This window comes from Pseudoalteromonas distincta (genome assembly GCF_005877035.1).
In the GTDB taxonomy this organism is placed as follows: Bacteria; Pseudomonadota; Gammaproteobacteria; order Enterobacterales; family Alteromonadaceae; genus Pseudoalteromonas; species Pseudoalteromonas distincta.
This window is the reverse complement of record NZ_CP040558.1, coordinates 3364778-3388755: the sequence shown is the minus strand read 5'-3', so window position 1 is coordinate 3388755 and position 23978 is coordinate 3364778. Positions and strand designations below refer to the sequence as shown.

General features: G+C 40.9%; 18 protein-coding genes. 9 read left to right on the top strand and 9 right to left on the bottom strand.

The genetic code is table 11. The features are described 5' to 3' along the window. Positions 1-75: 75 nt before the first annotated feature. The 6 genes from FFU37_RS15200 (at position 76) to FFU37_RS15175 (ending at position 9967) form a co-directional block, all read left to right on the top strand. Positions 76-1815 carry a solute:sodium symporter family transporter gene (locus tag FFU37_RS15200; RefSeq protein ID WP_175413911.1) on the top strand — a complete coding sequence of 580 codons (1740 nt, stop codon included), beginning with the start codon at positions 76-78 and terminating at the stop codon, positions 1813-1815. Positions 1816-2023: 208 nt separating this feature from the next. After that, entirely contained in the window at positions 2024-4459 is a 2436-nt protein-coding gene (locus FFU37_RS15195) for a TonB-dependent receptor (RefSeq protein WP_033021164.1), read from the top strand. 209 nt (positions 4460-4668) lie between these two features. Beyond that, on the top strand, positions 4669-6258 hold the full coding sequence (locus tag FFU37_RS15190; protein ID WP_039486975.1) for an alkaline phosphatase: 1590 nt from the start codon (positions 4669-4671) through the stop codon (positions 6256-6258). A gap of 11 nt (positions 6259-6269) precedes the next feature. Then, positions 6270-8060 (top strand): alkaline phosphatase, encoded by a 1791-nt coding sequence (locus tag FFU37_RS15185; protein ID WP_138489838.1) that lies wholly within the window; start codon positions 6270-6272, stop codon positions 8058-8060. Positions 8061-8199: 139 nt separating this feature from the next. After that, a complete protein-coding gene (locus FFU37_RS15180) occupies positions 8200-8913 on the top strand; it encodes a hypothetical protein (RefSeq protein ID WP_138489837.1) in 714 nt (237 codons plus the stop codon). A 469-nt stretch (positions 8914-9382) separates the two neighbouring features. After that, a complete protein-coding gene (locus FFU37_RS15175; protein WP_138489836.1) occupies positions 9383-9967 on the top strand; it encodes a hypothetical protein in 585 nt (194 codons plus the stop codon). A gap of 128 nt (positions 9968-10095) precedes the next feature. Here FFU37_RS15175 and FFU37_RS15170 read toward each other — a convergent pair whose 3' ends face one another. The 9 genes from FFU37_RS15170 to FFU37_RS15130 all read right to left on the bottom strand — a co-directional run bounded on the left by FFU37_RS15170 (position 10096) and on the right by FFU37_RS15130 (position 20590). After that, positions 10096-11985, bottom strand: coding sequence for a monovalent cation:proton antiporter-2 (CPA2) family protein (locus FFU37_RS15170; RefSeq protein ID WP_138489835.1), 1890 nt, complete (start codon positions 11983-11985; stop codon positions 10096-10098). 121 nt (positions 11986-12106) lie between these two features. Then, entirely contained in the window at positions 12107-13000 is an 894-nt protein-coding gene (locus tag FFU37_RS15165) for a DUF4097 family beta strand repeat-containing protein (protein ID WP_138489834.1), read from the bottom strand. Between the two features lie 204 nt (positions 13001-13204). After that, positions 13205-15733, bottom strand: a complete 2529-nt coding sequence (locus tag FFU37_RS15160) for a TonB-dependent receptor plug domain-containing protein (RefSeq protein WP_370659856.1) — start codon at positions 15731-15733, stop codon at positions 13205-13207. A 280-nt stretch (positions 15734-16013) separates the two neighbouring features. Continuing rightward, on the bottom strand, positions 16014-16859 hold the full coding sequence (locus FFU37_RS15155; protein ID WP_002960196.1) for a DUF4198 domain-containing protein: 846 nt from the start codon (positions 16857-16859) through the stop codon (positions 16014-16016). A 34-nt stretch (positions 16860-16893) separates the two neighbouring features. Next, positions 16894-17403 carry a DUF2271 domain-containing protein gene (locus tag FFU37_RS15150; RefSeq protein ID WP_024596098.1) on the bottom strand — a complete coding sequence of 170 codons (510 nt, stop codon included), beginning with the start codon at positions 17401-17403 and terminating at the stop codon, positions 16894-16896. Beyond that, the gene (locus tag FFU37_RS15145) at positions 17403-18035 is read right to left on the bottom strand and encodes a PepSY-associated TM helix domain-containing protein (protein WP_024596097.1); all 633 of its coding nucleotides are present in this window, start codon (positions 18033-18035) and stop codon (positions 17403-17405) included. Before FFU37_RS15145 ends, FFU37_RS15150 begins: the two co-directional genes overlap by 1 nt. A 124-nt stretch (positions 18036-18159) precedes the next feature. Beyond that, complete coding sequence (locus FFU37_RS15140) at positions 18160-18555, bottom strand: YbaN family protein (RefSeq protein WP_002960192.1); 396 nt, start codon at positions 18553-18555, stop codon at positions 18160-18162. 129 nt (positions 18556-18684) lie between these two features. Next, positions 18685-20007 carry a porin family protein gene (locus tag FFU37_RS15135; protein ID WP_002960190.1) on the bottom strand — a complete coding sequence of 441 codons (1323 nt, stop codon included), beginning with the start codon at positions 20005-20007 and terminating at the stop codon, positions 18685-18687. Between the two features lie 100 nt (positions 20008-20107). Next, a complete protein-coding gene (locus tag FFU37_RS15130; protein WP_002960189.1) occupies positions 20108-20590 on the bottom strand; it encodes a MarR family winged helix-turn-helix transcriptional regulator in 483 nt (160 codons plus the stop codon). A 427-nt stretch (positions 20591-21017) separates the two neighbouring features. Here FFU37_RS15130 and FFU37_RS15125 point away from each other — a divergent pair, with 427 nt between their 5' ends. From FFU37_RS15125 to FFU37_RS15115, 3 genes are read left to right on the top strand one after another with little or no spacing between them, the layout of a single operon-like run. Beyond that, positions 21018-21866 carry a D-hexose-6-phosphate mutarotase gene (locus tag FFU37_RS15125; protein ID WP_039486955.1) on the top strand — a complete coding sequence of 283 codons (849 nt, stop codon included), beginning with the start codon at positions 21018-21020 and terminating at the stop codon, positions 21864-21866. 36 nt (positions 21867-21902) lie between these two features. Beyond that, positions 21903-22436 (top strand): PH domain-containing protein, encoded by a 534-nt coding sequence (locus tag FFU37_RS15120; RefSeq protein WP_039486952.1) that lies wholly within the window; start codon positions 21903-21905, stop codon positions 22434-22436. Then, positions 22429-23976, top strand: a complete 1548-nt coding sequence (locus FFU37_RS15115; protein WP_039486950.1) for a PH domain-containing protein — start codon at positions 22429-22431, stop codon at positions 23974-23976. Before FFU37_RS15120 ends, FFU37_RS15115 begins: the two co-directional genes overlap by 8 nt. Positions 23977-23978 lie beyond the last annotated feature (2 nt).

Here is a 23978-nt window from a genome sequence, read left to right as displayed (position 1 = left end):
AAACACACACAACACACAATAATAAAGATATTAGCTTACTTTTTACCGAGTAAAGTAAGCTAAAAGGGGCGCAAGATGGAAGGTATGAACATTACCATGACACTGCTATCGTGCTTGGCGTTTATGGCGTTAGTAGGATATATCTCGTACCAAAAAACCAAAGGGGAAGTTAACACCCAAGATGGCTACTTTTTAGCGGGTCGTGGGTTAACAGGTACATTTATAGCAGGGTCAATGATCCTCACTAATTTATCGGCCGAGCAACTAATTGGCCTTAATGGCTCAGCCTATGGTTACAACCTAAGCTCAATGGCGTGGGAAGTAACCGCAGGGATCTCAACCATTATTATGGCGTTGATCTTTTTGCCTCGTTATCTAGCGGGCGCGTTTTCTACCTTACCTGAATTTTTACGGGATCGTTTTGACGATACCGTACGACGCATGACGGTGATCTTATTTATGGTAGGGTATTGTTTTATAACGATCCCTTCTGTTTTGTACTCAGGATCAATAGCCGTACTTAGACTTTTTGATGTACCCACCTTATTAAATATGAGCTACCAATCAAGCCTAATTGTGACCATTGTTACAGTGGGCTCAGTTGGGGCTATTTATGCTGTATTTGGTGGTTTAAAGGCGGTTGCGGTATCAGATACTATTAATGGTGTTGGGTTACTTATCATTGGTATTTTAGTGCCAACACTGGGCTTAATTGCATTGGGTGATGGTAGTTTTTCAGAAGGGTTAAGCACCCTAGTAAACACCGACACAGAAAAGCTCAATGCTATTGGTAGTAGCGATGATCCCGTGCCATTTGGCACTATTTTTACAGGGATGATCTTAGCTAATTTGTTTTATTGGGGCACTAATCAGTATGTGATCCAGCGCACATTGGGCGCTAAAAACTTAGTTGAAGGTCAAAAAGGGGTGTTGTTTTCAGGGTACTTTAAAGTGCTAGTACCGTTTATGATGATGATCCCAGGCGTTATTGCTTACCATCTTTATAAACACGAAAGCCTGCCAACTATCGACTTAGCTTACCCACATTTGGTAAAAGAAGTGCTTCCACAGTATTTATCTGGCTTCTTTTTGGCCGTATTGCTAGGTGCTGTATTTAGCTCATTTAATTCATTGCTCAACAGCGCGGCTACCTTATTTTGCTTAGATGTTTATAAGCCAATGAAAAAAAATAAGGTAACAGACAGCCAACTTATAAAAGTAGCCAAAATTACCAGTATTGTTATTGCCATATTGTCGTTTATAACTGCGCCATTATTGATGTTTGCACCTGAAGGTTTATGGCACATTATTCGTGTGTTTACAGGCTTTTACAACATTCCGGTCATCACAATTGTATTGGTTGGTTTGTTTACTCGAAAAGTGCCTGCACTGGGCGCTAAAGTCGCGATTATATTCCATATTATTGCCTATACATTGCTTAAATTTGTATGGGATGTAGACATTAACTTTATTCATATTTACGCCATTTTGTTCTTAATTGAATTGGCAATAATGTTGGGTATTGGTTACTACAAACCACTTAAAACACCATGGCAATTTACACGCAAAGCCGAGGTAGACCTTAATCCTTGGAAATACGCATTACCTTGCGCAATTGTATTAGTAGGCTTGATTGTTAGCTTGTATATATTGTTTTCGCCGCTCGGATTGGTTGGTGGAACCAGTGTGTTCTTTGTACCAAGTTTAGTTGTTGTTTGGTCTACTGTTTTAGTGCTTAGCTGGTGGAGTGTACGTCGTTGGCAGGTTCGTTACGAAAATAGCTTAGCGCATATTGGGATTCCAAAGGCCGTATAACATGCGGCTGATTCCTCATTACTTAATTTAAAATTACATTTTATTCACATAATGATTGCATTAGTAAGATAGTTTGTTTAAATTTAAAGCTCTTATATAAGATACAAGAGCTTTAAGGAAAGTATCACACACTGACACCGCTTTTTAGCAACCCACACAATTGCTAGCGCGGTACCACACAGCACACACGCACAATATGGAGAATGACATGAGAGCTAAAAAGTCCGTCTTAAGCTTGGCAGTCACGTTAGCAATGACAACCGGTTTAGCATTAAGCACGCAGGTACATGCGCAGCAAGAGCAAACCGAACAAGAACAACAAAAAACAGAAACAGCTAAAAACGATACATTTGAAAAAATAGTCGTTACTTCACAAAAAAGAACGCAAAGCTTAAACGAAGTACCTGTTGCGGTATCGGTACTTAATAGCGATCAAATTAATTCAGCTTTTGCTAATAACATGGAAGGCTTACAGTCACTTGTTCCTTCGGTTAGCTTTAGAAAAGGCACCACAACACGCAACTCAGCGCTAACAGTGCGCGGTATTGGTACTATTTCATTTAGTATTGCTGCCGAGCCAAGTGTGGCAACTGTTGTTGATGGTGTGGTACTTGGGCGTTCGGGTCAAGCATTTGCCGATTTATACGACGTAGACCGCATTGAAGTATTGCGCGGCCCACAAGGTACGTTATTTGGCAAAAACGCCTCAGCAGGTGTGGTGAATATTACCACTAAAGATCCGTCGTACGACACAACCGGCAGCGTAGAAACCTCGTTTTATCAAGATAACGAATACCGTTTTAAAGGTGTTATAAGCGGCGGTTTAACCGACGATTTAGCCGCTAGCTTAACGGTATTTAAAGGCAAGTTTGACGGTTACATTGATAACGTTTACAACAACGAAAAAGTAAACGGTTATGACCGCGAAGGTGCACGTGCTGTATTTAAATACGAGCCAGAGGACGACTTAAGCGTAAAGTTTATAGCTGAGTTTTATAACGCAGATGACGACTGTTGTGCCGACTTAGAAGCCCTGCCAAGTGGTCGTAATCCTGATTCAAAAGCAGCGCCAAACAGTAACGGCATTGTGGATGGCGTAGCCGATATTGACTTAGACCAACGCAAAGTTGACCATGACTACGAGTCGCGCACAATTGACGAACATAGCGCATTTTCGGTGCAAGTTGATAAAACAATTGGCGACTATACGTATACTTCAATTACAGCACAGCGTTCATGGGATAACACAGAATACCGCGAAGGCGACTTTACCTCTATTGCTGGCGACAGCAGCGAGCCGGTATTTGGCGCGCCGTTTCAGTTACATGATATTGGTGCACAGCAATGGGATCAGTTTTCACAAGAGTTTAGAGTTACATCAAACCTAGCTGGGCCATTTAATTATGTTGCCGGCTTATTTTATTGGAACATGGATTCACAGCGTAACTTTACCCGTGATGCAAGTTGCCAAAATAATGGTGGCCAGCTTGATAGCGCAATGGCTTTTTACGCGCAAAATAACTTATCGGGCGATGAGCTTGATACAGCACTTGCTGACTTAGAAGGTTACACACAAGGCCTAGGCGTTAGCTGTAACGCAAACGATATTGTATCGGCCACTGCTTTTATGAGCACAGAATTTAATAACTGGGCAGCCTTTGCCGATGGTACCTACGATTTATCTGAAGATTTACGCGTTTTATTTGGTATTCGTTACACCGACGATGAAGTGTCTTACACGCATCGCCGTGTAAGTAATGATGTATATGGCCGCACCGGTGTAGGCGTGCGCCCAGCAACACTTAATACAGATGATGAAGGCAAAGCCGAAGAAACCAACGTATCGGGCCGTTTAGGTATGCAATACGATTTAGGCGATGGCCAAATGGTATACGGTACTTACTCGCAAGGTTACAAAGGCCCTGGGTTTAATATTTATTATAACTTTAATCCAGATAACGACAGCCGCGAAATAGCACCTGAAGAGTCAGACGCTTATGAAATAGGCTACAAATACGCAAGCCGCGAATTTGTATTTAACATGGCTCTTTTTAGAACCGAAATTGAAGGCTTTCAAGCTAACAATTTTGACTGTTCAGACGGCACCTGTATTACGCGCTTAACCAATGCGGGCGACGTAAGTACGCAAGGTGTTGAAGTTGACTTTATGTGGGCTGCAACAGAGTCGCTAACGCTTACCGGTGGTGTTGCTTATATTAAAGCTGAAATTGACGAGTTTAATTGTCCGGCAGAGGTAGCCGCTGGCTCGTGTACTGACCGCTCAGGTTTAGATGTACCATTTTCACCAGATCTTAAATACTCACTAACGGCTGATTACTTTATTGAAACCGACCATGGTTTTAACGTACACATAAACAGCTCTTACATTTACACCGATGAGCAATACTCAGACCTACCAAATAATGTAGGCGAGTTTAACCCAGCTGCATTATTACCTGATTACGGTATTTTAAATGCAAGTGTAGGTTTATCGTTTAAAGATGATGCATTTAGAGTTTCGCTTATTGCTAAAAACTTAACCGACGAAAGTTACGCAACAACCTACAGTGGCGATAACTTCCGTTACCAAATACCGCGCGATGCAGAGCGCTACTTTGGGGTATCGTTTAAAGCACGTTTTTAATATTTAAATAACTCCCTCGATAATTTCCCTTAAAAGCGCAACGTTTAACACGTTGCGCTTTTTTTGTGACTTATTTTTGTAATAGTTTAGTCACCTTACTTTCATCAAAATTACCTTTATCAGTCACATCTGTTTTCTATAGTGCAGCGGTTGATCTTTTTTGTGTTTACACATTTCAAAAAATAACCACTAAACAATGGGAATTACGGATGAAAATTAAAAAAGTTGCTGCGGCAATCGCGCTAACATTTGCGTTTAGCGCAGTTAGCCATGCTGATGTACTACCGCAAAGTCAAAAAGACAGCAGCTGGTATAGCGCTGCGCAAACTAAACTAACAACAAAAACAGCACAAGCGCAGGCTACACAAGCCACTAAAGCTAAAAACGTCATTTTATTTGTGGGCGATGGCATGGGTATTTCTACACTTACCGCCGCGCGCATTTTACAAGGGCAGCGTAATAACCAATCTGGCGAAGAAGGTTATTTAAGTTTTGAAGAGTTCCCATACTCTGCACAAGTTAAAACGTATAACGTAGATGCACAAACTCCTGATTCAGCAGGCACGATGACGGCTATTATTTCGGGTGTAAAAACCGATGTGGGCGTTATTGGTGTAGATGAAGATATTGAACGTGGCGTGTGTTCAACAGTGGCAGGTAACGAGCTAATTACCGCGACCGAATTGGCTGAAATTAAAGGGCTATCTACCGGTATTATTTCTACAGCACGTATTACTCATGCAACTCCTGCTGCCACATATGCTAAATCGGCTGACCGTAACTGGGAAGACGTATCAGATATGCCAGAAGATGCCGTAACGGGCGGCTGTGAAGACATTGCATCGCAACTGGTTAACTTTGAAAAAAACCTAGAAGCACGATTTGTAGGGACCGACGTAGACGGTCTTGATTTTGTAATGGGTGGCGGTCGTCGTCACTTTTTACCAAAAGACGAAACAGCTAACTCAACAGATGCAGTAAGCGCTATAGAAGGCGACCGTACAGACGAGCGCAACTTAGTGACTGAGTGGCAAACACAATACCCAGACGCTACGTACGTAATGGATCAAACAGGCTTTGATGCAATAGCAGACGACGCCACTAAAGTATTTGGTTTATTTAACGAATCCCACATGCAGTACGAAGCTGACCGTGCAAACGATGTAGCGGGCGAGCCTTCACTTACCGATATGACCACTAAAGCAATTGAAGTGCTTGGTAAAAACGATAACGGATTTTTCTTAACGGTTGAGTCGGGAAGAATTGACCACGCGCACCACGCGGGTAATGCGTACAACGCGCTTAACGACACCATTGAGTTTGCTAAAGCCGTGCAAGCAGCGGTAGATAACACTAATCCAGAAGAAACCCTTATTTTAGTAACCGCCGATCACAGCCATGTATTTACTATTGCTGGCTACCCTAAGCGTGGTAATCCAATTTTAGGTCAAGTAGTTGCAGTAGGCGAAACTACACCAAGCCTAGCCGCCGACGATATGCCGTACACCACCGTAGGTTACGCAAATGGCTTAGGTTTTAGAAATCTAGGCGACGAGACCGATGCTGATGCAAGCTACACAAGTGCTGCTGTAGCAGGGCGTGTTGAGCTAAATGGCGTTGATACAACAACCCCAGGTTTTCACCAAGAAGCAACCGTACCAATGGGTTCAGAAACACACGCAGGTGAAGACATATCTTTACATGCTAAAGGTCCTGGTGCTCAGCTAGCACAGGGCGTAATTGAACAAAACGTTGTATTTCATTTAATTAATCAAGCTCTTGAACTAACTCAGCAATAATGGCGGCTAACATGAACAAATTAACGGTACTTTCTTTGGCAGTAATGGTCGCGCTAGCAGGTTGCTCGAGTGACGATAACAAAAATGAAAATAATATTATCGCAGTAGATAACGCTATTGCAGTGGGCTCTGAGCAGTGTATTAATGGTGGTGTAGAGACGCAAGTAGGCGCAGATACCAATAATAACGACGTGCTAGATAGCGACGAAGTTAACTCAACTAATTTAGTGTGTAATGCACCTGCAACGTCGTTAACTACCGAGCAGTTAGCCTCGCTCACTAGCAATACGTGGTTTAGTGAAGCACAAACAAAATTAGGTGCAGCACAAACAGCCAGTAGCAACATTGTTACTGAATCAGGCAAAGCTAAAAACGTAATTTTATTTGTGGGCGATGGTATGGGTATTTCTACCATAACTGCAGCACGTATTTTAGCGGGGCAGTTAGAGGGCGAAATGGGTGAAGATCACCAGTTAAGCTTTGAAACTATGCCTTTTTCGGGCTTTGTAAAAACATACAACGTAGATGCGCAAACGCCAGATTCGGCAGGCACTATGACCGCAATGGCATCGGGTGTTAAAACCGACGCAGGCGTTATTGGTATTGATGAAGCGGTTGAACGTGGTAATTGTGCATCAGGCAAAGGGCACGAACTTGTTACCTCGTTAGAGCTTGCTGAAATTGCAGGCAAAGCAACAGGGATTATTTCGACAGCGCGTATTACTCACGCAACACCAGCTGCAACGTATGCTAAATCGGCAGAGCGTAATTGGGAAGATATCTCCGATATGCCAGAAAGTGCCGCAACGTGTGAAGACATTGCATCGCAACTAGTTAACTTTGAAGCCAACCTAGAAGCACGCTTTAGTGGTGTTGATGTAGACGGTATTGACGTAGTAATGGGCGGTGGTCGTCGTCACTTTTTACCAAAAGATGCCGCGTTTAATTCAACCGATGCAGTAAGTGCTGTTGAAGGGGATCGTACAGATAACCGCGACTTAACCGCAGAGTGGAAAACGCAATATCCAAATGGCACGTACGTAATGGATCAAACCGGTTTTGATGCAATAAGTGACGACGCCACTAAAGTGTTTGGCTTATTTAACGAATCCCACATGCAGTACGAAGCTGACCGTGCAAACGATGTAGCAGGCGAGCCTTCGCTTTCACAAATGACCGAAAAAGCAATAAACGTACTTGATAACAACGAGCAAGGTTTTTTCTTAACGGTTGAGTCGGGTCGAATTGACCACGCGCATCATGCGGGTAACGCTTATAACGCGTTAAACGACACTATTGAGCTTGCCAAAGCCGTTAAAGTGGCGATGGAAAACACCAACCCAGAAGAAACATTAATAGTTGTAACTGCCGATCACAGCCATGTATTTACCATTGCCGGTTACCCTAAACGCGGTAACCCAATTTTAGGTAAAGTGGTTGCAGTAGGCGCTACTGAGCCAAGCTTAGCTGCCGACGATATGCCTTATACAACGGTTGGTTACACCAATGGTGGTGGTTTTAGAAACCTAGGCAGCGAGACCGATGCCGATGCAGGTTACGCGTTTGCACCTGTTACAGGGCGTGTTGATTTAACTGATGTTGATACAACAACACCTGGTTTTCATCAAGAAGCACTGGTACCAATGGGCTCAGAAACACATGCCGGTGAAGACGTAGGCGTTTATGCAATGGGACCAGGTGCACACTTGGTAACAGGTACAAACGAGCAAAGCTTTTTGTTCCATGTAATGGACTTTGCCGCTGACTTTGTAAAAACAGCAGACGAAAAACTAGCGCAATAAATACCGGCTAGTTATAAATTTAGTTAAATATATCTAAATAAAAAACCCCGCATACTGTGCGGGGTTTTTGTCATTAAACTGACATTTTTAATCGGTATGTTATTGCCATAAACTTGAAATATAAATAAGAGATAGCTAAATGAAAAAAGCGTTATTAATAATTGCCACGCTTGTAAGTACAAGTAGCTTTGCCTCGCAATGTGACATTGATGCCAAGCATTTAAAAGCGGATTATAAAATTACCAACAGCCATAAAGCGCAGCAAAGTAGCGAGTCACTTACCCTTTGGCGAAACAATCAGCAAGTAGCGCATCAAAGTGAAGTAATAACCGAGCTTTGGCAGCACTTAGCCAATAATCAAATACGACCAATACGTTACTTTAACGCCCAGCAACGCGGTATAGAATACCAACCATCTGAGGTACGCGGCGTACAAAATTGGAGTGCTAAAAGTCAGCTGGTGGATAACCACTTAATCGAAAAAATGACCCTAGTAAGCACACAAGGCACAGGCTGCGGTGAAGTAAAAAACTATACACTGAGCGAAAATGGCAACGACTTTAACCTTGCCTTTATTACGCATTCAAAATTAGTTAAAACATTTAGTATTAGTAATAAAAAAAGCCAAACAACTACCTTACTTAGCCTTAATAATGTAAGCACTGATGTGCCATTAATTAGTGCTCAATTTGCACAGTGGGATCGCTTTCAAACCACCGATTACGCCGACATTGGCGATAACGAAGGCGACCCATTTTTAGCTAAAATGATAAACCTTGGTTTTATTGAACACGGCGCAACTGGCTTTTATAACCAGCAGGGCGAGGCTATTCAAGGCGGGCATCACCACTAGTTTTTAAATGTTGTAGTCCATAGTTAGCCCAGCCGTGCTGGGCTACAAGCAAAACATAAAGGTCTCCCCTAAATTATTACCACAGTTATAACCTAATCAAATACCTTTTCTCGTATTTTCAAAGTTAACCTACCGCCGAAGGTTATTTTTTGATAAAACATAGGTTACTTAATATCGGAACACGACCAAGATTTAAAGTCTCTTTATACTAAAAAAGACTAGAGCCTTATTCATCAATGATATTAAGTGGAGTTAATGGCTCTTTGCTTCCTTAAACGGACAATCATTTAGTATCGTGTCCGTGACTATATTTAGCCAAACATCATAATGGAAACTAATCCAATAAAGAGGTTAATTATTTATGGAAAAGTTGATTATGAAACTATTAAGCGTAGTGAGAGTTGAGAATGTTTCAACAGTTACTGTTTGTATTTGTCTTGTTTTATTAGTGTTTAAACTAGGGTGAAAAATGGATATTGATGAGTTAACTGAATTAGTGAAAGGGAAAGCTCTTTTTGAAGGCGCTTATAAAAATACATTTGAAGATGTGGAGGAAGTGCGAGAAATTTTAAAAGCTTCTTACAAACATAATGAGTTTCCATACTATTCAGAGTTTGAACATAGCTGGAATATGCTTAGGGAAAACTCATCACATAATATAATTGAGCGTGAACAAGTAGAAAGTAATCCATTAAACAGCTTTTTATACCTCATAGAATCTGGGCTTTATCCACCTCCTGAGTTATTAATTGTTGTCGCAAGTTGTTTTAGAGCTCATATGATTAGCGGAGGGAAAACTAATTTATCTGAAGATTTCTTCGGAAAAGATAAGCAGTTCGATCATTGTATAAACGTGTCTAAGATTACTAAGTATATGGATTTTGAATTAAAATGGGTTGTAGATAAAAAGGAATCATTGCAGGCCGTTGCGGAACGATACTTACTAGAATACTCAGAAAAAGATAATAACTCATTCGGTGAAAATACTGATGTTGAAAGCTTCTTAAGAGGTTATCGTCGTTGGAAAGAGGATTTAAAAAAACAAAAATATTAGTAAAAATTATTTAGGAATTGAATGTTCGTCGCAGTGACAGCTATAGGCATAATAGAGTGTTTAGCAATCAAACCTCAAGTTTATGTGCTGCCAGCTATTGCCAACAGCACAACTATAAAAGCCTTAAACTACTCCAAATGAGCATCATCAGGCTTTTTAGGTTTACTCGTTACTTCTGTTAAGCCGTTTTCGCAATCGCCGCTGTCGCAGGTATTTAAATCGCTTTGTGCTTGTTTATCTTGTTGCAGCACTTGTTTTAAATCTTCCATGCGTTGGCGCACGGCTACGCCGTAGCTGGCGTCGTCGCCCCATAATGCAGCAAGTTGCAGTACTGCAGCGCGGTCGTGGTCTCTAAATAGCTTACCAGCACGTTCTGCATCTTGCTTAGTGTTACCTAGTAACTCGAGTGCTTCTACGGCAAGGTTAATAGCTGAGTCGACTGTTTCGCGGTTAAACGCATCTACTTTTAAATTAAGTAACTGATACGCATGGCGGCGATCGATTGCGCGAGCAACAATTTTTAACTGCGGGTAGTTTTTATGCGCGAGCTTAATTATCTCAATAGTTTTATCGGGGTTATCAATTGCAATTACCAGCATTTGCGCTGTGTGCGCGCCTGCGGCTTCAAGGAGTTCTTGGCGTGCTGCATCGCCATAAAATACAGTATTGCCAAAACGGCGTAGTAATTCTATTTGGCTAGGGCTGTGATCAAGTACGGTAATTTCGTAGCCTTGCGCGTGCAGTAAACGCCCCATAATTTGACCAAAACGTCCGTAGCCCGCAATAATTACGTGCTTAGCGGTGCTAATTTGCTCTGGCTTATCAAACTCAGGTAAAGCACTGCTGCTGCGTTTTTGTATTTGCTCATAAACCATAAGTAATAACGGCGCTATTAGCATTGATACCGCCACAACTAAGGTAACAAGGCTGGTTTGCTCGGGCGTTAAAATACTTAAGGTGGTGGTAACGCTTAAAAGTACAAACGCAAACTCACCCCCTTGGGCAAGGGCTAGGGCAAATAATAACTGCTGTTTACTGTTAATTTTAAAGGTAACTGCAAGGGCAAATAAAATGCAGGCTTTAACTACAATAAGTAAAACCACTAAGCCAATAACGGTACTAAACTCGTTAAATAGCAGTTCAAAGTTAATTGATGCGCCAACAGTTATAAAAAACAATCCTAACAGTAAGCCTTTAAAGGGTTCTATATCGGCTTCTAATTCGTGTCTAAATTCACTCTCGGCAAGTACAACGCCCGCTAAAAATGTGCCCAAAGCAGGCGATAAACCAATACTTTGCATAACCAGTGCAATAGCGACTACTAAAAAGAGTGCAAAAATAGTAAATATTTCACGCATGTGTGTTTGGGCAATGTATCTAAATAACGGGGCCGATACATATTTACCGCCTGCAATAATAGCGGCAATAACCGCAACCGATACACATACTTGTTGCCATACAGGCCAGCTTGCAATAATTGAATCGCTGATTTCTTTTGTGCTAGTTTGCGGGGCAAATGCAAGCAGTGGCAATAGGGCTAAAATAGGAATAATTGCGATGTCTTGAAACAGCAATACTGAAAATGCGTTTTGTCCGGCTTCTTGCTTTAGCCAGCCTTTTTCTTCAAGGCTTTGCAGTACAATAGCGGTAGAGGAGAGTGCGAGCATTAAACCAATGGCGAGTGCGGTTTGCCAATGCATGGCAAAAAACCAATAACAAAATGCAAATATAGCCGCTGCCGATAACACAACCTGTAAGCCGCCAAGCCCTAAAATAGAGTGGCGTAATGTCCATAAACGCGAAGGTTGTAGTTCAAGGCCCACTAAAAACAGCATCATTACTACGCCAAATTCAGCGAAGTGCATTACATCGGTTTGATCGCCCACAACACCCAGCGCATAAGGGCCAATGAGTATGCCGGCAATTAAATAACCTAACACAGAGCCAAGTCCGACTCGTTTAGCAATAGGGACAGCTACAATGGCTGCTGCTAAGTAAATTAAAGCAATTTCTAACACGCGTTTATCCTAAGTCATTCTATTTATGCTCAAGGTATTTGAGCATAAATAGAATGACTTAGGTTCTTATAAAATACAATAATTCATGTGGCTGAAAATACGTTATTTTTAGCTCATACTGTTAGTCAGCTACTTTTACTGAACCGCTAATATTATCGATACTTACATCGCCTGAGCCCGACTCAGTAATGCTCAGCCCCTTTGCATGATTAACGCGAATATCACCCGAACCGTCTTCAATTGTTACGTTTGAACCAATATGCTCAATAAGCAGGTCACCAGAGTTATCATCAACATTAACTGCACCGCTAATATGGCTTATCACTAAATCACCCGATCCATCTTCAACGTTTAGCGAACCGCTTATGTTGCTCACGTGCATTTCGCCAGAACCATCGTCAATAGTTGCATTGCCGCTTACGTTGTTAATGTGAATACTGCCAGATCCATCGGTTAATTCTAAATTACCTGCGATGTTTTCAAGGGTTACTTCACCTGATCCATCGTCAACAGTTAGGTTTTTAGCCCCGCTTATTGTTAAATTTCCTGAGCCGTCTTTTACATCAATATTGCTTTGCATAGCACTTATAAAAATGTCGCCAGAGCCATCATCAATATCTAAAGTTAGATTACTTGGCACAGTAACCACTAAATTAATACTTGGAGATTGACCACTGTAAAAGCTAATACCATTACGGCTTTTATTTTGGGCAACAAGCTTTGCCTGTTTACCGTCTTGCTCCAGCGTTAGCTCGTATTCGTCTTCAATGTCGGCTGTGTAAATAGTGGCATCAACACTGATGCTGGTGGCCGTTTTTGAGCCTTTTATTTCAAGGCTACCTGCACCGCTTAATACATTTAAATATTCAAGATTATTGCTTGGCAGTGATAGCTGTTGAGTTTGCTTTACTGAGGCAACGCTTGGCGATATATGAAATACACAGCCACTTAATAATAAAATGCCGCCAATAAGCGAAAGTGGTTTTGTAATGTTAGATACAGTTGATGAGCTCATGTTTAGTCCTTTGTATTTTTGTTTGTATTTATATAAACAATATAGAGCAAAAATGAGGCCGAAATGTAAGTTGTTGTTTTATATAGGGTGGTGGTTTTTTATGAAAGTTGAAATACTAATAAGTGGTTAAAATAACTAATTATTAATATAAAAGGATGCGTGATGCATCCTTTTATAATTGCTCTGCTTTTATTAGTAAACTAATTAAAAGCTGTAAGTAATATTACCGTATAAGAAACGTCCGTCTAATCCATAAGGTGCATACGGTGTGTACGGGAATATTTGGCCAAAGTCAGAGTAACCAATGTTATCCACGGTGGCTTGTGGGTATTGATCGAATAAGTTGTTTGCACCAACGGCAAATTTCCAATATTCGTCTGGACGGTATGCCACTTCTAAGTCGGTGATCCATTTAGGGTCTAGGTATTCATCGCGATCAGCTGTAGTTGAAATATCAGCGACTTCACCATAACGTGTGGCACGAAGCGTTGTTTGCCATTCGTTAAAGTTCCACACTGCTGATAGGTTCCATTTGCTATCTGGCGTGCCTTCTTCAAAGCGACCTACTTCACGACGTGCAAATACTACGTAGTCGTCACCTAGTGAGTTTAGTTCGCTTGGGTTGTCGTTTACGTGTGTTACTTCGGTATCGTTAAAATTAGCTGCTACGTTTAGGCGTAAATCACCTAAGTTGTCTAAATCTAGGTTATAAGTGGCAACTATATCTACACCTTGCGTGCGTGAGTCGATAGCGTTGGTAAAGTAACGTACGCTTTCGGTGTTTAGCTCACCGGCATTTTGTAGTATTTCTACTACGGCATCGCCCTCTAAGTTTTCAGACAATACAATACGGTCATCAATATCAATACGGTACGCATCAACGGTTAAGCTAAAGCTGCCTTGCGTGTACATAAAGCCCGCAGTAACGTTTACTGACTCTTCTGCATCTAACGGCTGAGCACCGAGTGCTTGCGCTGCGGCTGAATCGGTTGGGAATAAACCAACTTCAAATGGTTGGTTGTTTTCAAGTACAGTAGAGATTTGGCGGTACGAGCTTTGCGCTAAAGATGGCGCGCGGAAACCTGTGCTAATTGCACCGCGCAGCGATAGGTTTTCTGTAATGCTGTAACGCGAAGCAAGTTTAGAGGTAAATGTGTCGCCAAAGTCGCTGTAATCTTCATAACGACCCGCTAAAACGACGTTCCATTTTTCTGTTAAGTAGGTATCAAACTCAACAAATAAAGCGATGTTATGACGGCTTTCGTCAGTCGCACTTTCTGGTCCAAAACCAGCAAGTACTTGCGCGCCACCGGCTGCAATTGGGTTGCCGTCGCTATCAAGTGCGGTGATGTAAGACGCTTCTTCGCCTTCTTCTATTTTGTAACTCTCGTGGCGGTATTCAGTACCTATGGTAAAAAATACGTCATCGGGTAAGCCTAAATCGAGTGTGGTGTTGGCCGTTGCGTTTACTAAAAACTGATCGTAAACCAGTGCACCGTTATCAAATTCAGTTGGGCTGTCGGCACCTAGTGATGTGTTAATACTATTTACAACGCCGAAACCAAAGTCGTTGCGGCCGTAGTTGGTACTTACATCCCATGTCCAGTCGTTAGTTTCGCCTTTTAAGCCCAGTGCAAATGAGTAGTCTTGTACGTCTGTTTCAATTTGCGGCAAAAAGCCATCTGGGTACACTTCTAAAACGTTACGGCTGTCTTTTGCTCGGCGGTAAAAACCACCTGAATTACCTTGACGCTTTGAGTAGCTACCAAATGAATAAAGGTTTAAGCCGTTATCTAAATCGTAACCCATGTTGTAAAACAACGCGTAATCTTCAAGGTCAGCTTTACCAAAACGGTGATTGTAACGATCGATAGTAAATTCGCGTGGGTCTAGGCTGCCATCATCAAGACGGCTGTATTGTTCGCGTGGGTCAAAGCCTGAGCGCTGCGTTGAGTCGTTATCGCGGTATTCAATTGATACGTTTACAAAGCCGTTATCAGATAACGCAAAACCAGAGTTTGCACTAACAGTGCGTGTTGCACCGTCGTTTACTTCTCTGTCGCCACCGGTATTAAACGCTAAGTCGCCGTTAGCATCTGCATAGGTGCTTTCTAGCTGAGGTACGCCAGCCATTTGAGTATCGTATTTACCGTACGTTACGCTAACGCTGCCGCCTTCTGAGGCATCTTTAAGTACAATGTTAATTACCCCAGCAATTGCATCAGAACCGTACTGTGCGGCTGCGCCATCACGAAGTACTTCAACACGTTTAATTGCAGAGGTTGGGATCATGTTCAAATCAACAGCGGTAGAGCCTCGACCAACAACACCTGCTAAGTTTAATAGCGCACCGGCATGGCGGCGCTTACCGTTTATAAGTACTAATGTGTGATCGGGTGCTAATCCACGTAAAACAGCTGGTTTTGCATGGTCAGTACCATCACCCATAGTGGCACTTGGGTAGTTAAAGCTAGGTACTTGGTTTGCTAGTATTTGGCTTATTTCTAGCTGACCCGTACTTTGCATATCACTGCTGGTAATAATATCTACAGGTACTGAGCTTTCGGCAATACTGCGTAAGCTACGGCGAGTACCTGTTACTGAAATCACTTCAATGCTTTTTTCGGCTTGAACATCTTGTTCTGCAGCAAATACAGAAGAATAGGGTGCACTAAGTGCAGAAGAAACGGCCAGGCTAAGTGCTACTTTTTTGGCTGATAATGGCTTTAACATGATGTTGATTCCCTTGAGGGCTGCTGACTATTGATTTTAAAAAGGAGCGCATCATATAGAAGCGACTACCCTAGTGCAAAGATGAAAACTATCTAAGATATTCTAAGTTGTTAACAAGTAAGGTCACTGTTTACGCGCGATATAGGCGTTTGGATCGTTGTAGTTGCAATCTTGTGTCGAATGGTTGCGAATTCAAGGGGATTTTAGATAAAAGTTAGTAAGACGTAAAAAGGCCAAGCAAATGCTTGGCCTTTCAATTTTTTAAATTTAGTAATTTAAATTACTCAGGGGCAACTTCAAGCGTTGTAAATAATGCATAACGTCCTGCATCTACGCCTTCTTCATTTACGGTAACCTTGTTAGAGGTTTCGATTAGGTATAGGCCTGGCTCTTTCCACGTAATTGTAAACATACCGTCTTTATCGGTCGTTACTTTTACTTCGCCACGCTCGTTACGGTAGCGTGTGTCGCCTTTTAAAATACTTACTTCAACGCCTTCACCAGCAGATTTACCATCTTGTAGTAACTGAAAACGTGCTTGTTCACCTACAAATAAATCGTTTGGATGCGTTGGACCGCTAAGCTCTAAGCCTAAACCTAGCTGTGCAGGTTTTGAGGTGCCATTTCGGCTTACAAATGTATCTACTGTTGAAACAACCTTCGTTGTGGTTACATCTTTTGCATTGCTAGGTAACTCGGCTTCTGTTTTTTTACCAAATACACGCTTGCGCTTACCTTCTTCGTTTTTATAGAAGGTCATGTACATTGGCTTTTGGGTCATTGCAATGTGGTAAGTGCCTTGCTCTGTTAAGCTTACCGCAGCTGAGCTTTTACGCTTTAAGTAATAAGCACGAATGGTGTCGCTTACTGGCTCACCATTAGGCGCAAGTGCCATTAATAATGTGTCGTCGTACTCGGCGCCTTTTTCTTTAGGCTTAAAGGCTTTGTCTGGTGCAAACATTTCGTTAGAGATACTAGCGTCAATCATTACGTAATGCGCTTTATCGCCTGATAAAGATGTATGCGAAGGTAGTAACCAACGTCCGTGTGCACTTGCTGAAGTTGACACTAAAGCAGATAAGCTCAATGCGCCGATTAATGCCGTTTTTAATAAATTAATTTTCATTGTATTTCCTTAAATTCAAATGATTAAGTAGCAGCTACTTAGTGCTTACAGTGACGAAGCTTTTAGAAAACTCGTTTTTACCATCAATTGTTAGTTTGCCTGATTTAGTTAAATCGAGCTCAACGCGGGTGTAGTCTCTGCCGCCTTCTTCGCGTACAACTTCAATATTTAGTAAGTATTTACCTGGTTTTACTGGGTTACCGTCTAAATCATTACCTTGCCAATTTATGGTGTAAGTACCCGCGCGCTTGGTTGCGCCGCTAATGCCGTCAAAGTTGGCATCGCTTTTACCAGCTTTACGCCACCATTGACGTAAGTCTTTAAACCATTCTGCTTTTTGCACCCAAAGTGCAAGCGTTGTAACGTGTTTGCGCTCTGGTGTTTCAAGCCAAACTGCAACGTATGGGCGGTGATACGGTTGTACTTCTAAGTCAGGAAGCGTTAATTCAACCTCTAGCTGTGGTGTTTTTGCATGCGCCGTTGTTTGAAAAAACGCAGCTACGAGCAGTAATGCGGCGCTTATAAATAATTTAAATTTAACCATTAAGACACTCCTTTTATTTGTGGAACCCAACATAAATAAATAACCAGTGGAGTTGCCACTCCTAGTACGGTTATCCATATTCCTGCTAAGCGTTTTTTTCTATTTTGAAACAAAATAATCATGCCGGTGATGGCAAATAAAATCATTAGTACGGCAGATATATCAATTACCCAACTCCATACTTCACCGCTGTGGCGGCCTTTATGTAAGTCGCCAATAAGGCTTAAAAAGCCACCTGTTTGGTAATCAAGATTTAGCTCGCCAGTTGTAAAATCAAGCTCTGCGTAGGCAAACCCAGCAGGCAGTGGGTAGTCGAGCATGACAAGCGCGTCTTCTTTTTCCCACTCAATGCTTTTTACTTTTGTAAGTGCATATTGCTCGGCTAGGTAAGCTTCTATTTCAGGGTAAAGCGTTGGCAGCGTATTTAGCTGCTCATTCGCTTTGGTAACTAGCTCTGCTGGAATTACCGCCGTTACTTGGCCATTATTTTTATCGTTTTTAAGCCAATCAATATGGTTGAGCACAATGCCGCTAACGCAAAATAAAATAAGCAAAAAAAACAAAGCTGTAGAAATATAAATATGTAGAGCACGGCTTGTGCTATACAAAGCCCGCTTGTTAATAAACGACATAAAAACAGTAAATAAATTAAATTTACAACATGATAATGATTTGCATTAGCTATTACAAATTTACTTACTTATCTTTACATAAAAACTTTAAAACAAAGGCGGTAAGCAGGTAAAAAATGAATATTTAATGCTTAGGAGGGCTGGAAGGTCTTAAAATAAGGTAAATCATTACCAATACTTCTATTACTGCAACGAGATAAATAACCCAAATAGGGGCGGCTGAATACAGTAAAAATGTAAATCCAATTAACATGCCAATGGCGGCGTAGCATTTGGCTTTTACAGGCACTACTTTATGGGCTTGCCATTGCTGCAAAGTTACACCGTAACGAGGGTGGTTTAACAGCCATTGTTCAAGCGCGGGTGATGAGCGAGTAAAGCAAGTGAGCGCTAAAATAAAAAATATAGTGGTAGGCATGACCGGCAGCACAATGCCAATAATGCCCAAGGCTACAAGTATTAAGCCAAGTGCTTTAAACCATAAGTTTTTATAACAAATAAACACTGCTTTTATATTCACTTAGGCTCTTTTTAGTAATGGCTGATACTTTGGATTGTAGGCCAAATAGTTATAAAATCGAAGTGTAAAAACATAAAAAAGGGCAAACTAAGTTTGCCCTTTTAAATTTATAAAATAGGTTTTACTTATCTAGAAGTAGTAACCTACGTTAATGTTAAAGCGACGCTCTGTATCGCCATCACCAATAATTGTTCCGCCAATAAATGGCTGGTTACGTGCTTGAATAAAGTCAAAGTACGTAAATAACGGGCCTGCTGATACGCTCATACCTGTTACGTTCATCCATGTATCTGCACTGTCGTCAGATTTGTCGTAAATGATGCCGTAATCGTTGTAAAACTGTACGCCTGTTATAGGGCCTAAATCAACCGATAGATCGTAAGCTACGTTAAAGTTAGTCATGGTAGCTTCGCTTGATACGGTGTCGTAGTAGTCAAACGCACCTACAACAAAGCGGTTGCTGTTGTCGTCTAGGTCGTAGTCGTACTCACCGTGCTGAAATTGAATATTCCAATTATTAATTTGGCTGTTTACGTGGAACGCCCATGCGCCGTAGTTACCTGCACGGTCGTTACCATCATGTAAGCCACCGCTTAATAGTGATACACCCACATCGGTTTTAGCGTTTTCGCCATGCTCAATTTGGTACACTGTACGAGCTGCAAATGTGTTGTATTCACCAAGGCGAGAGCCAGGTGCATCGTATGTGCCTTCGGTTGTTGCACGGCTACCAACTATATCAAAAGAGTAACGCTCGTTAACTTCAGAGCTGCCATCAACGCCGCCTACTTCATCATTTTTGAAAAAGCCTAGGTCTAGTTTCCAGTTATCTTTTAGTTTACGGTTTACTGTTACACCCAAATCAAAGTCGTCTTCTAGGCCAACATAGTAGTTAGTGCTAAAAAAGTAGCTGTGTGAGTTGTATGGGCCATTACCAAAAGGGACAGGTGCAATACCAGCTTGTGCTTCCCAGCCATCAGTAAATTCGTAACCTAAGTATGCATACTTAACAATGGTCATGTAATCGTAAAAGCGAAAATCACCATTAACAGAAATATCGTTTATTTCGCCAGATAAGTTAATGCGAAATACTTCGAAATCTAAGTCGCCGCTACGATCTTGAGTGTCTTCATCGTATGAATTAGTGCTGTAATTAAAACGCACTGCGCCACCAATTTTAACGCCTTCGTCTTTTTTCTCAGATTCGGCGGCAGCAACAACAACTTCTTTGTTATCAGCTTTTTTACTAATTTTTGCAACTTCTTGCTTGTGTTGCTCATTAATTTTTTGCTGTTTTGTTTTTTCATCAGCTAACTTATTTTCAAGCAGTTGCATTTGTTGCTTTAACTGCTTAAGTTGGCTTTGTAACGTGTCTAGATCATCAGACGCATAAGAAGTACTTGTAACACCACCTAGAACTAGTGCTAGTGTTAATTTTGAGAGTTTAGTCATAATTGCCGCTCAGATTTTGATTAAAAAATAAAAAATTCAAGACGTAAAAAAACGCCTTACGTTTAGGGTAAGTACAAAAACTATGTATTTTTTTTATTATTTATTCTTTAGGAGCTTGAGTAAGCGCACCAACTTCTAGAAGGGGCGATGCATCTAATTTATCTGCATCCATCATTGCGGCTACACGCTGCATTGATGAGAGTAAAAGGCTCTGTTCCCATTCAGCAAGTGCAGAAAACTTTTCAATAAAGTGTTCTTGCAATGGCTGAGGTGCTTTATCAAGTAACTCTTTTCCTTTATCGGTGAGGTATAAGCTCACTCTGCGTTTATCCATTTGACTGCGTACGCGTGTTACTAAGTTTCTGCTTTCTATTCTGTCGAGAATATTGGTGACCGTTGCTGGGCTTAAATTTACATTTTGAGCAATACGGCTCGCCGTTATTCCATCGGTTTTTTGCACTTCTTGCATTATAAGCAATTGTGGGCCAGTTAAACCCGAAGTTTTATTTAGCTGCTTAGAATGTAAGTCAATCGCGCGGATAACTTTACGTAAAGAAACCAATAACTCGTCATATTTTTGCATTTGCTTATCTCGTCGATGGGGCGGTAGTTTGCCGTAATCGCGAAATGTTACACATCAAATAAATTGAATTCAAATAATATATTGTACTTTAGCCCGCTTTTATTGGTTTTTAATAGTTAGAGCAGTAACTAATGTAAAATTATATTGTTTAAATATTGGTAAATTTTCTTAGCACCTTGTGTGCATTAAGTTGCGCACAGTACGTATGTTGTGAATAATTGGCAAGTCTTATTGTATAGACTTTAGTATTATTCATTTACAGCTGTTAGTACAAAGTAATTGTTTGTGAGTTTACTGTATATGTATTAATCGGCAATGAACAAATTCAGCAATCAATATTTAATATCAATAGCGTATACTTTAAGCATGCATTATTGTTTCTGCACAAATATTAAAAATCTTTAGTATCAGTATTATAGGGGAAGGTATGAAATTATCGCCATCAGTTAGCATTGAGCAAAGCGAAACCGGTCTTGAGTTTATTAAAATAGCTAGTGAAAAGTGCGACGCAAAAATATTTTTGCAAGGTGGGCAAATTACCGAGTTTATCCCTAAAAATAACAAGCCACTTATATGGGTATCACAAGACGAAACTTATCAAGAAGGGGCAAGTATTCGAGGTGGTATTCCTATTTGTTGGCCGTGGTTTGGCACACACGCTAATGATGGCTGGCCTGCCCATGGTTTTGCGCGCACAAGTGTGTGGCAAGCTGATGAAGTACACGAATCTGATGAGCAAATTACAGTTAGTTTAAAGCTCCCCATGAAACTTGTTAATACAACGTATTGGCCGCATCAGTGCGCATTAAAAGTTGAGTTTATATTAAGCGATAAATTACAGGTTCGCTTAACGACCACTAACTTAGGAAGTGTGCCATTTAGCTTTACTCAAGCATTGCATACCTATTTTCCAACCTCAGATATTACAAATACCCATGTAGATGGTTTGCAAGGCGCGCAATATATTGAGTTTAGTGAAGGGCCATTTGTACAAAATGATGTTGTAAGCTTTAATCGCGAAACCGACATGGTTTATACACAAGCAAATGCAGTACAAGCCATTAATACGCCAGAAGGTGTTATTAATGTGAGCCGCGAAAACTCAAGTTCGTGTGTGCTGTGGAACCCATGGATAGAAAAATCAAAACGCTTATCTAACTTTGCTGACGATGAATATAAAACAATGCTGTGTCTAGAGGCTGCTAATGTTCTGACAGATAAAGTAACGCTTGAGCCAAAACAAAGCCACACCTTAATAACCACCATTAGTTGGTAAGCTAGCCATAATTAAAAGCAGGAATAGGGACAAATAGTGTTTAACAATCAACAAATAATGGATTTACCAAAGCATAGTGATATTAGCTTTAAGCCATTGGCTGATAAAGCCTTATTACATACACAGCTTAGCTCGCTTCTGTTTTATATACCGCTAATTGGAGCACTTATTGCTGTTTGTTATTTTAATGAAGCCTTTGCTAATAACGCACAAACATATTTGCTAATTGGTATGCCAATTTTGGTGGCCGTATCTATGGCGTACAACATAATAAGTGTGAGGTTGCGAGGTTTTGCAGTGCGAAATCATGACATTGCTTTTAAAAAAGGCGTTATTTGGCAACAAGTAACGGTATTACCTTTAGCGCGTGTACAGCATATGGAAATACACCAAGGGCCAATAGAGCGAAAACTTAGCCTTGCGAGCATTAAATTATTTAGCGCTGGCGGTGTAAGTGCCGATTTACAAATTAGCGGGCTAACCCATGATGATTGTAAAAACATGCGCCAATTTGTACAAAACTACCGCCAAGACGACGCAACTACTCAGGCAGCTTTAGTAGATGAGTAATACAACTATCGAAGATAAAGCCAGCCCTATTTACTGGCAAAAAGTATCGCCCTGGGCACTTTTATATTTTGTTGTGCACTTTAGTGTGCGCTTTGTAAAAGATGGCCTTTTAAACTTACTGCCCATGCTAGTTGTATTTGTTACTCAAGTAGAAAATAAATTGTTTTGGGCGCAGGTTGCAGGCGGTATTGCACTAATTTTGCTACTTGTTTACTCATTTTTATATTATTTAAATTTTAAGTTTAGTATTAGTAGCGACAACGAAATATTGCTTAACAAAGGTGTATTTAAAAAAGAGCGACTTACGCTTAAATTTGGCCGTGTGCAAAACGTTAATATTGCCGAGCCGTTTTATTTTACCCCCGTAAACTTAGTTAATTGTATTTTTGATGCCGCTGGCAGTGTGTCGCAAGAAGTTGTTTTACCAGGTGTCACTAAAGATTATGCACAGCAAATGCGTAAACAAATATTTGATTTTAAAGCGCAGCAACAGCAAGAAGCACCAAATACTGAACAAAGCGAAACAGACACTATCGAAAACAGCCTAAGCATTAGCAATAAAGAAATAGCCAAATTTGGTTTGATGTCGAATATGGCTATTTTAGCAATCGCTGCTTTTGCTCCTTTTATAAACTTGATTATCGATTTTTTAGAGAAGCAAATTATTGCGAAAGTAGAAGGCTTTTACCAACAAGAGCTTGGTATGCTGGCAAGTGCTGCTGCTTTTGCGATGATCACCTTAATTGTTTTGCTAGTTGTGGTGGCTGTAATGCTATCGGTGACTATGTCGCTTATTCGTTTTTATAACTTTGAGCTTTATTTCAAAGGTCAAAAGTTTAAACGTATTGCTGGCTTGTTAGAGCGCCATCAGCTTTCTATGAGCATGGATAAAGTGCAATCTATTGTTATTAAACAAAACCTAATGGGGCGATTACTAAAGCGATTTACCGTTGAGTGTTTACAAGCAAGTAGCGGCGGAATAGCAGCAGGTGTTGCAGCTAAGAAAAATAAACAAACGTTAGTATTACCTGTATTAAATAGCGAACAAGTTGATAGTGTATGCCAATGGATTTACCCGTGGTTTAATAGTAAAAAACTCGCTTTTAAGCGCGCAGAGCGAGCGCTTTTGTATAAAAATTTAGGCTTTTATTCATTGCTACCGAGTGCACTCGTGTTTGGCTTTTGTTTTATTGCTGATATTAATACTTTGATAAGCCTTGGTGTTTTGGTGGTGTTTTCTGGCTTAGTTACTTTGTCGTATCAGCGTCATGGTTATTACATGCATGAGGATAATGGCCGATTTTACATGGTTGTACGCAAAGGTATGATTGGCGTTCATTACCGTGTTTTTGAGCTTTATAAAGCGCAAAGTGCGCGCAGTATAAGTACGTACTTAATGAGAAAATCTGGCTTAAAAAGCCTGTATATACAACTTGCTTCAGGCTTTGCATTTATGCCCTACATAAAGCAGCAAGATGCTGACTTTATTATTGATTTTACAATTAAGCAGATTGAGTCAGATACTCGCAGCTGGATGTAAAT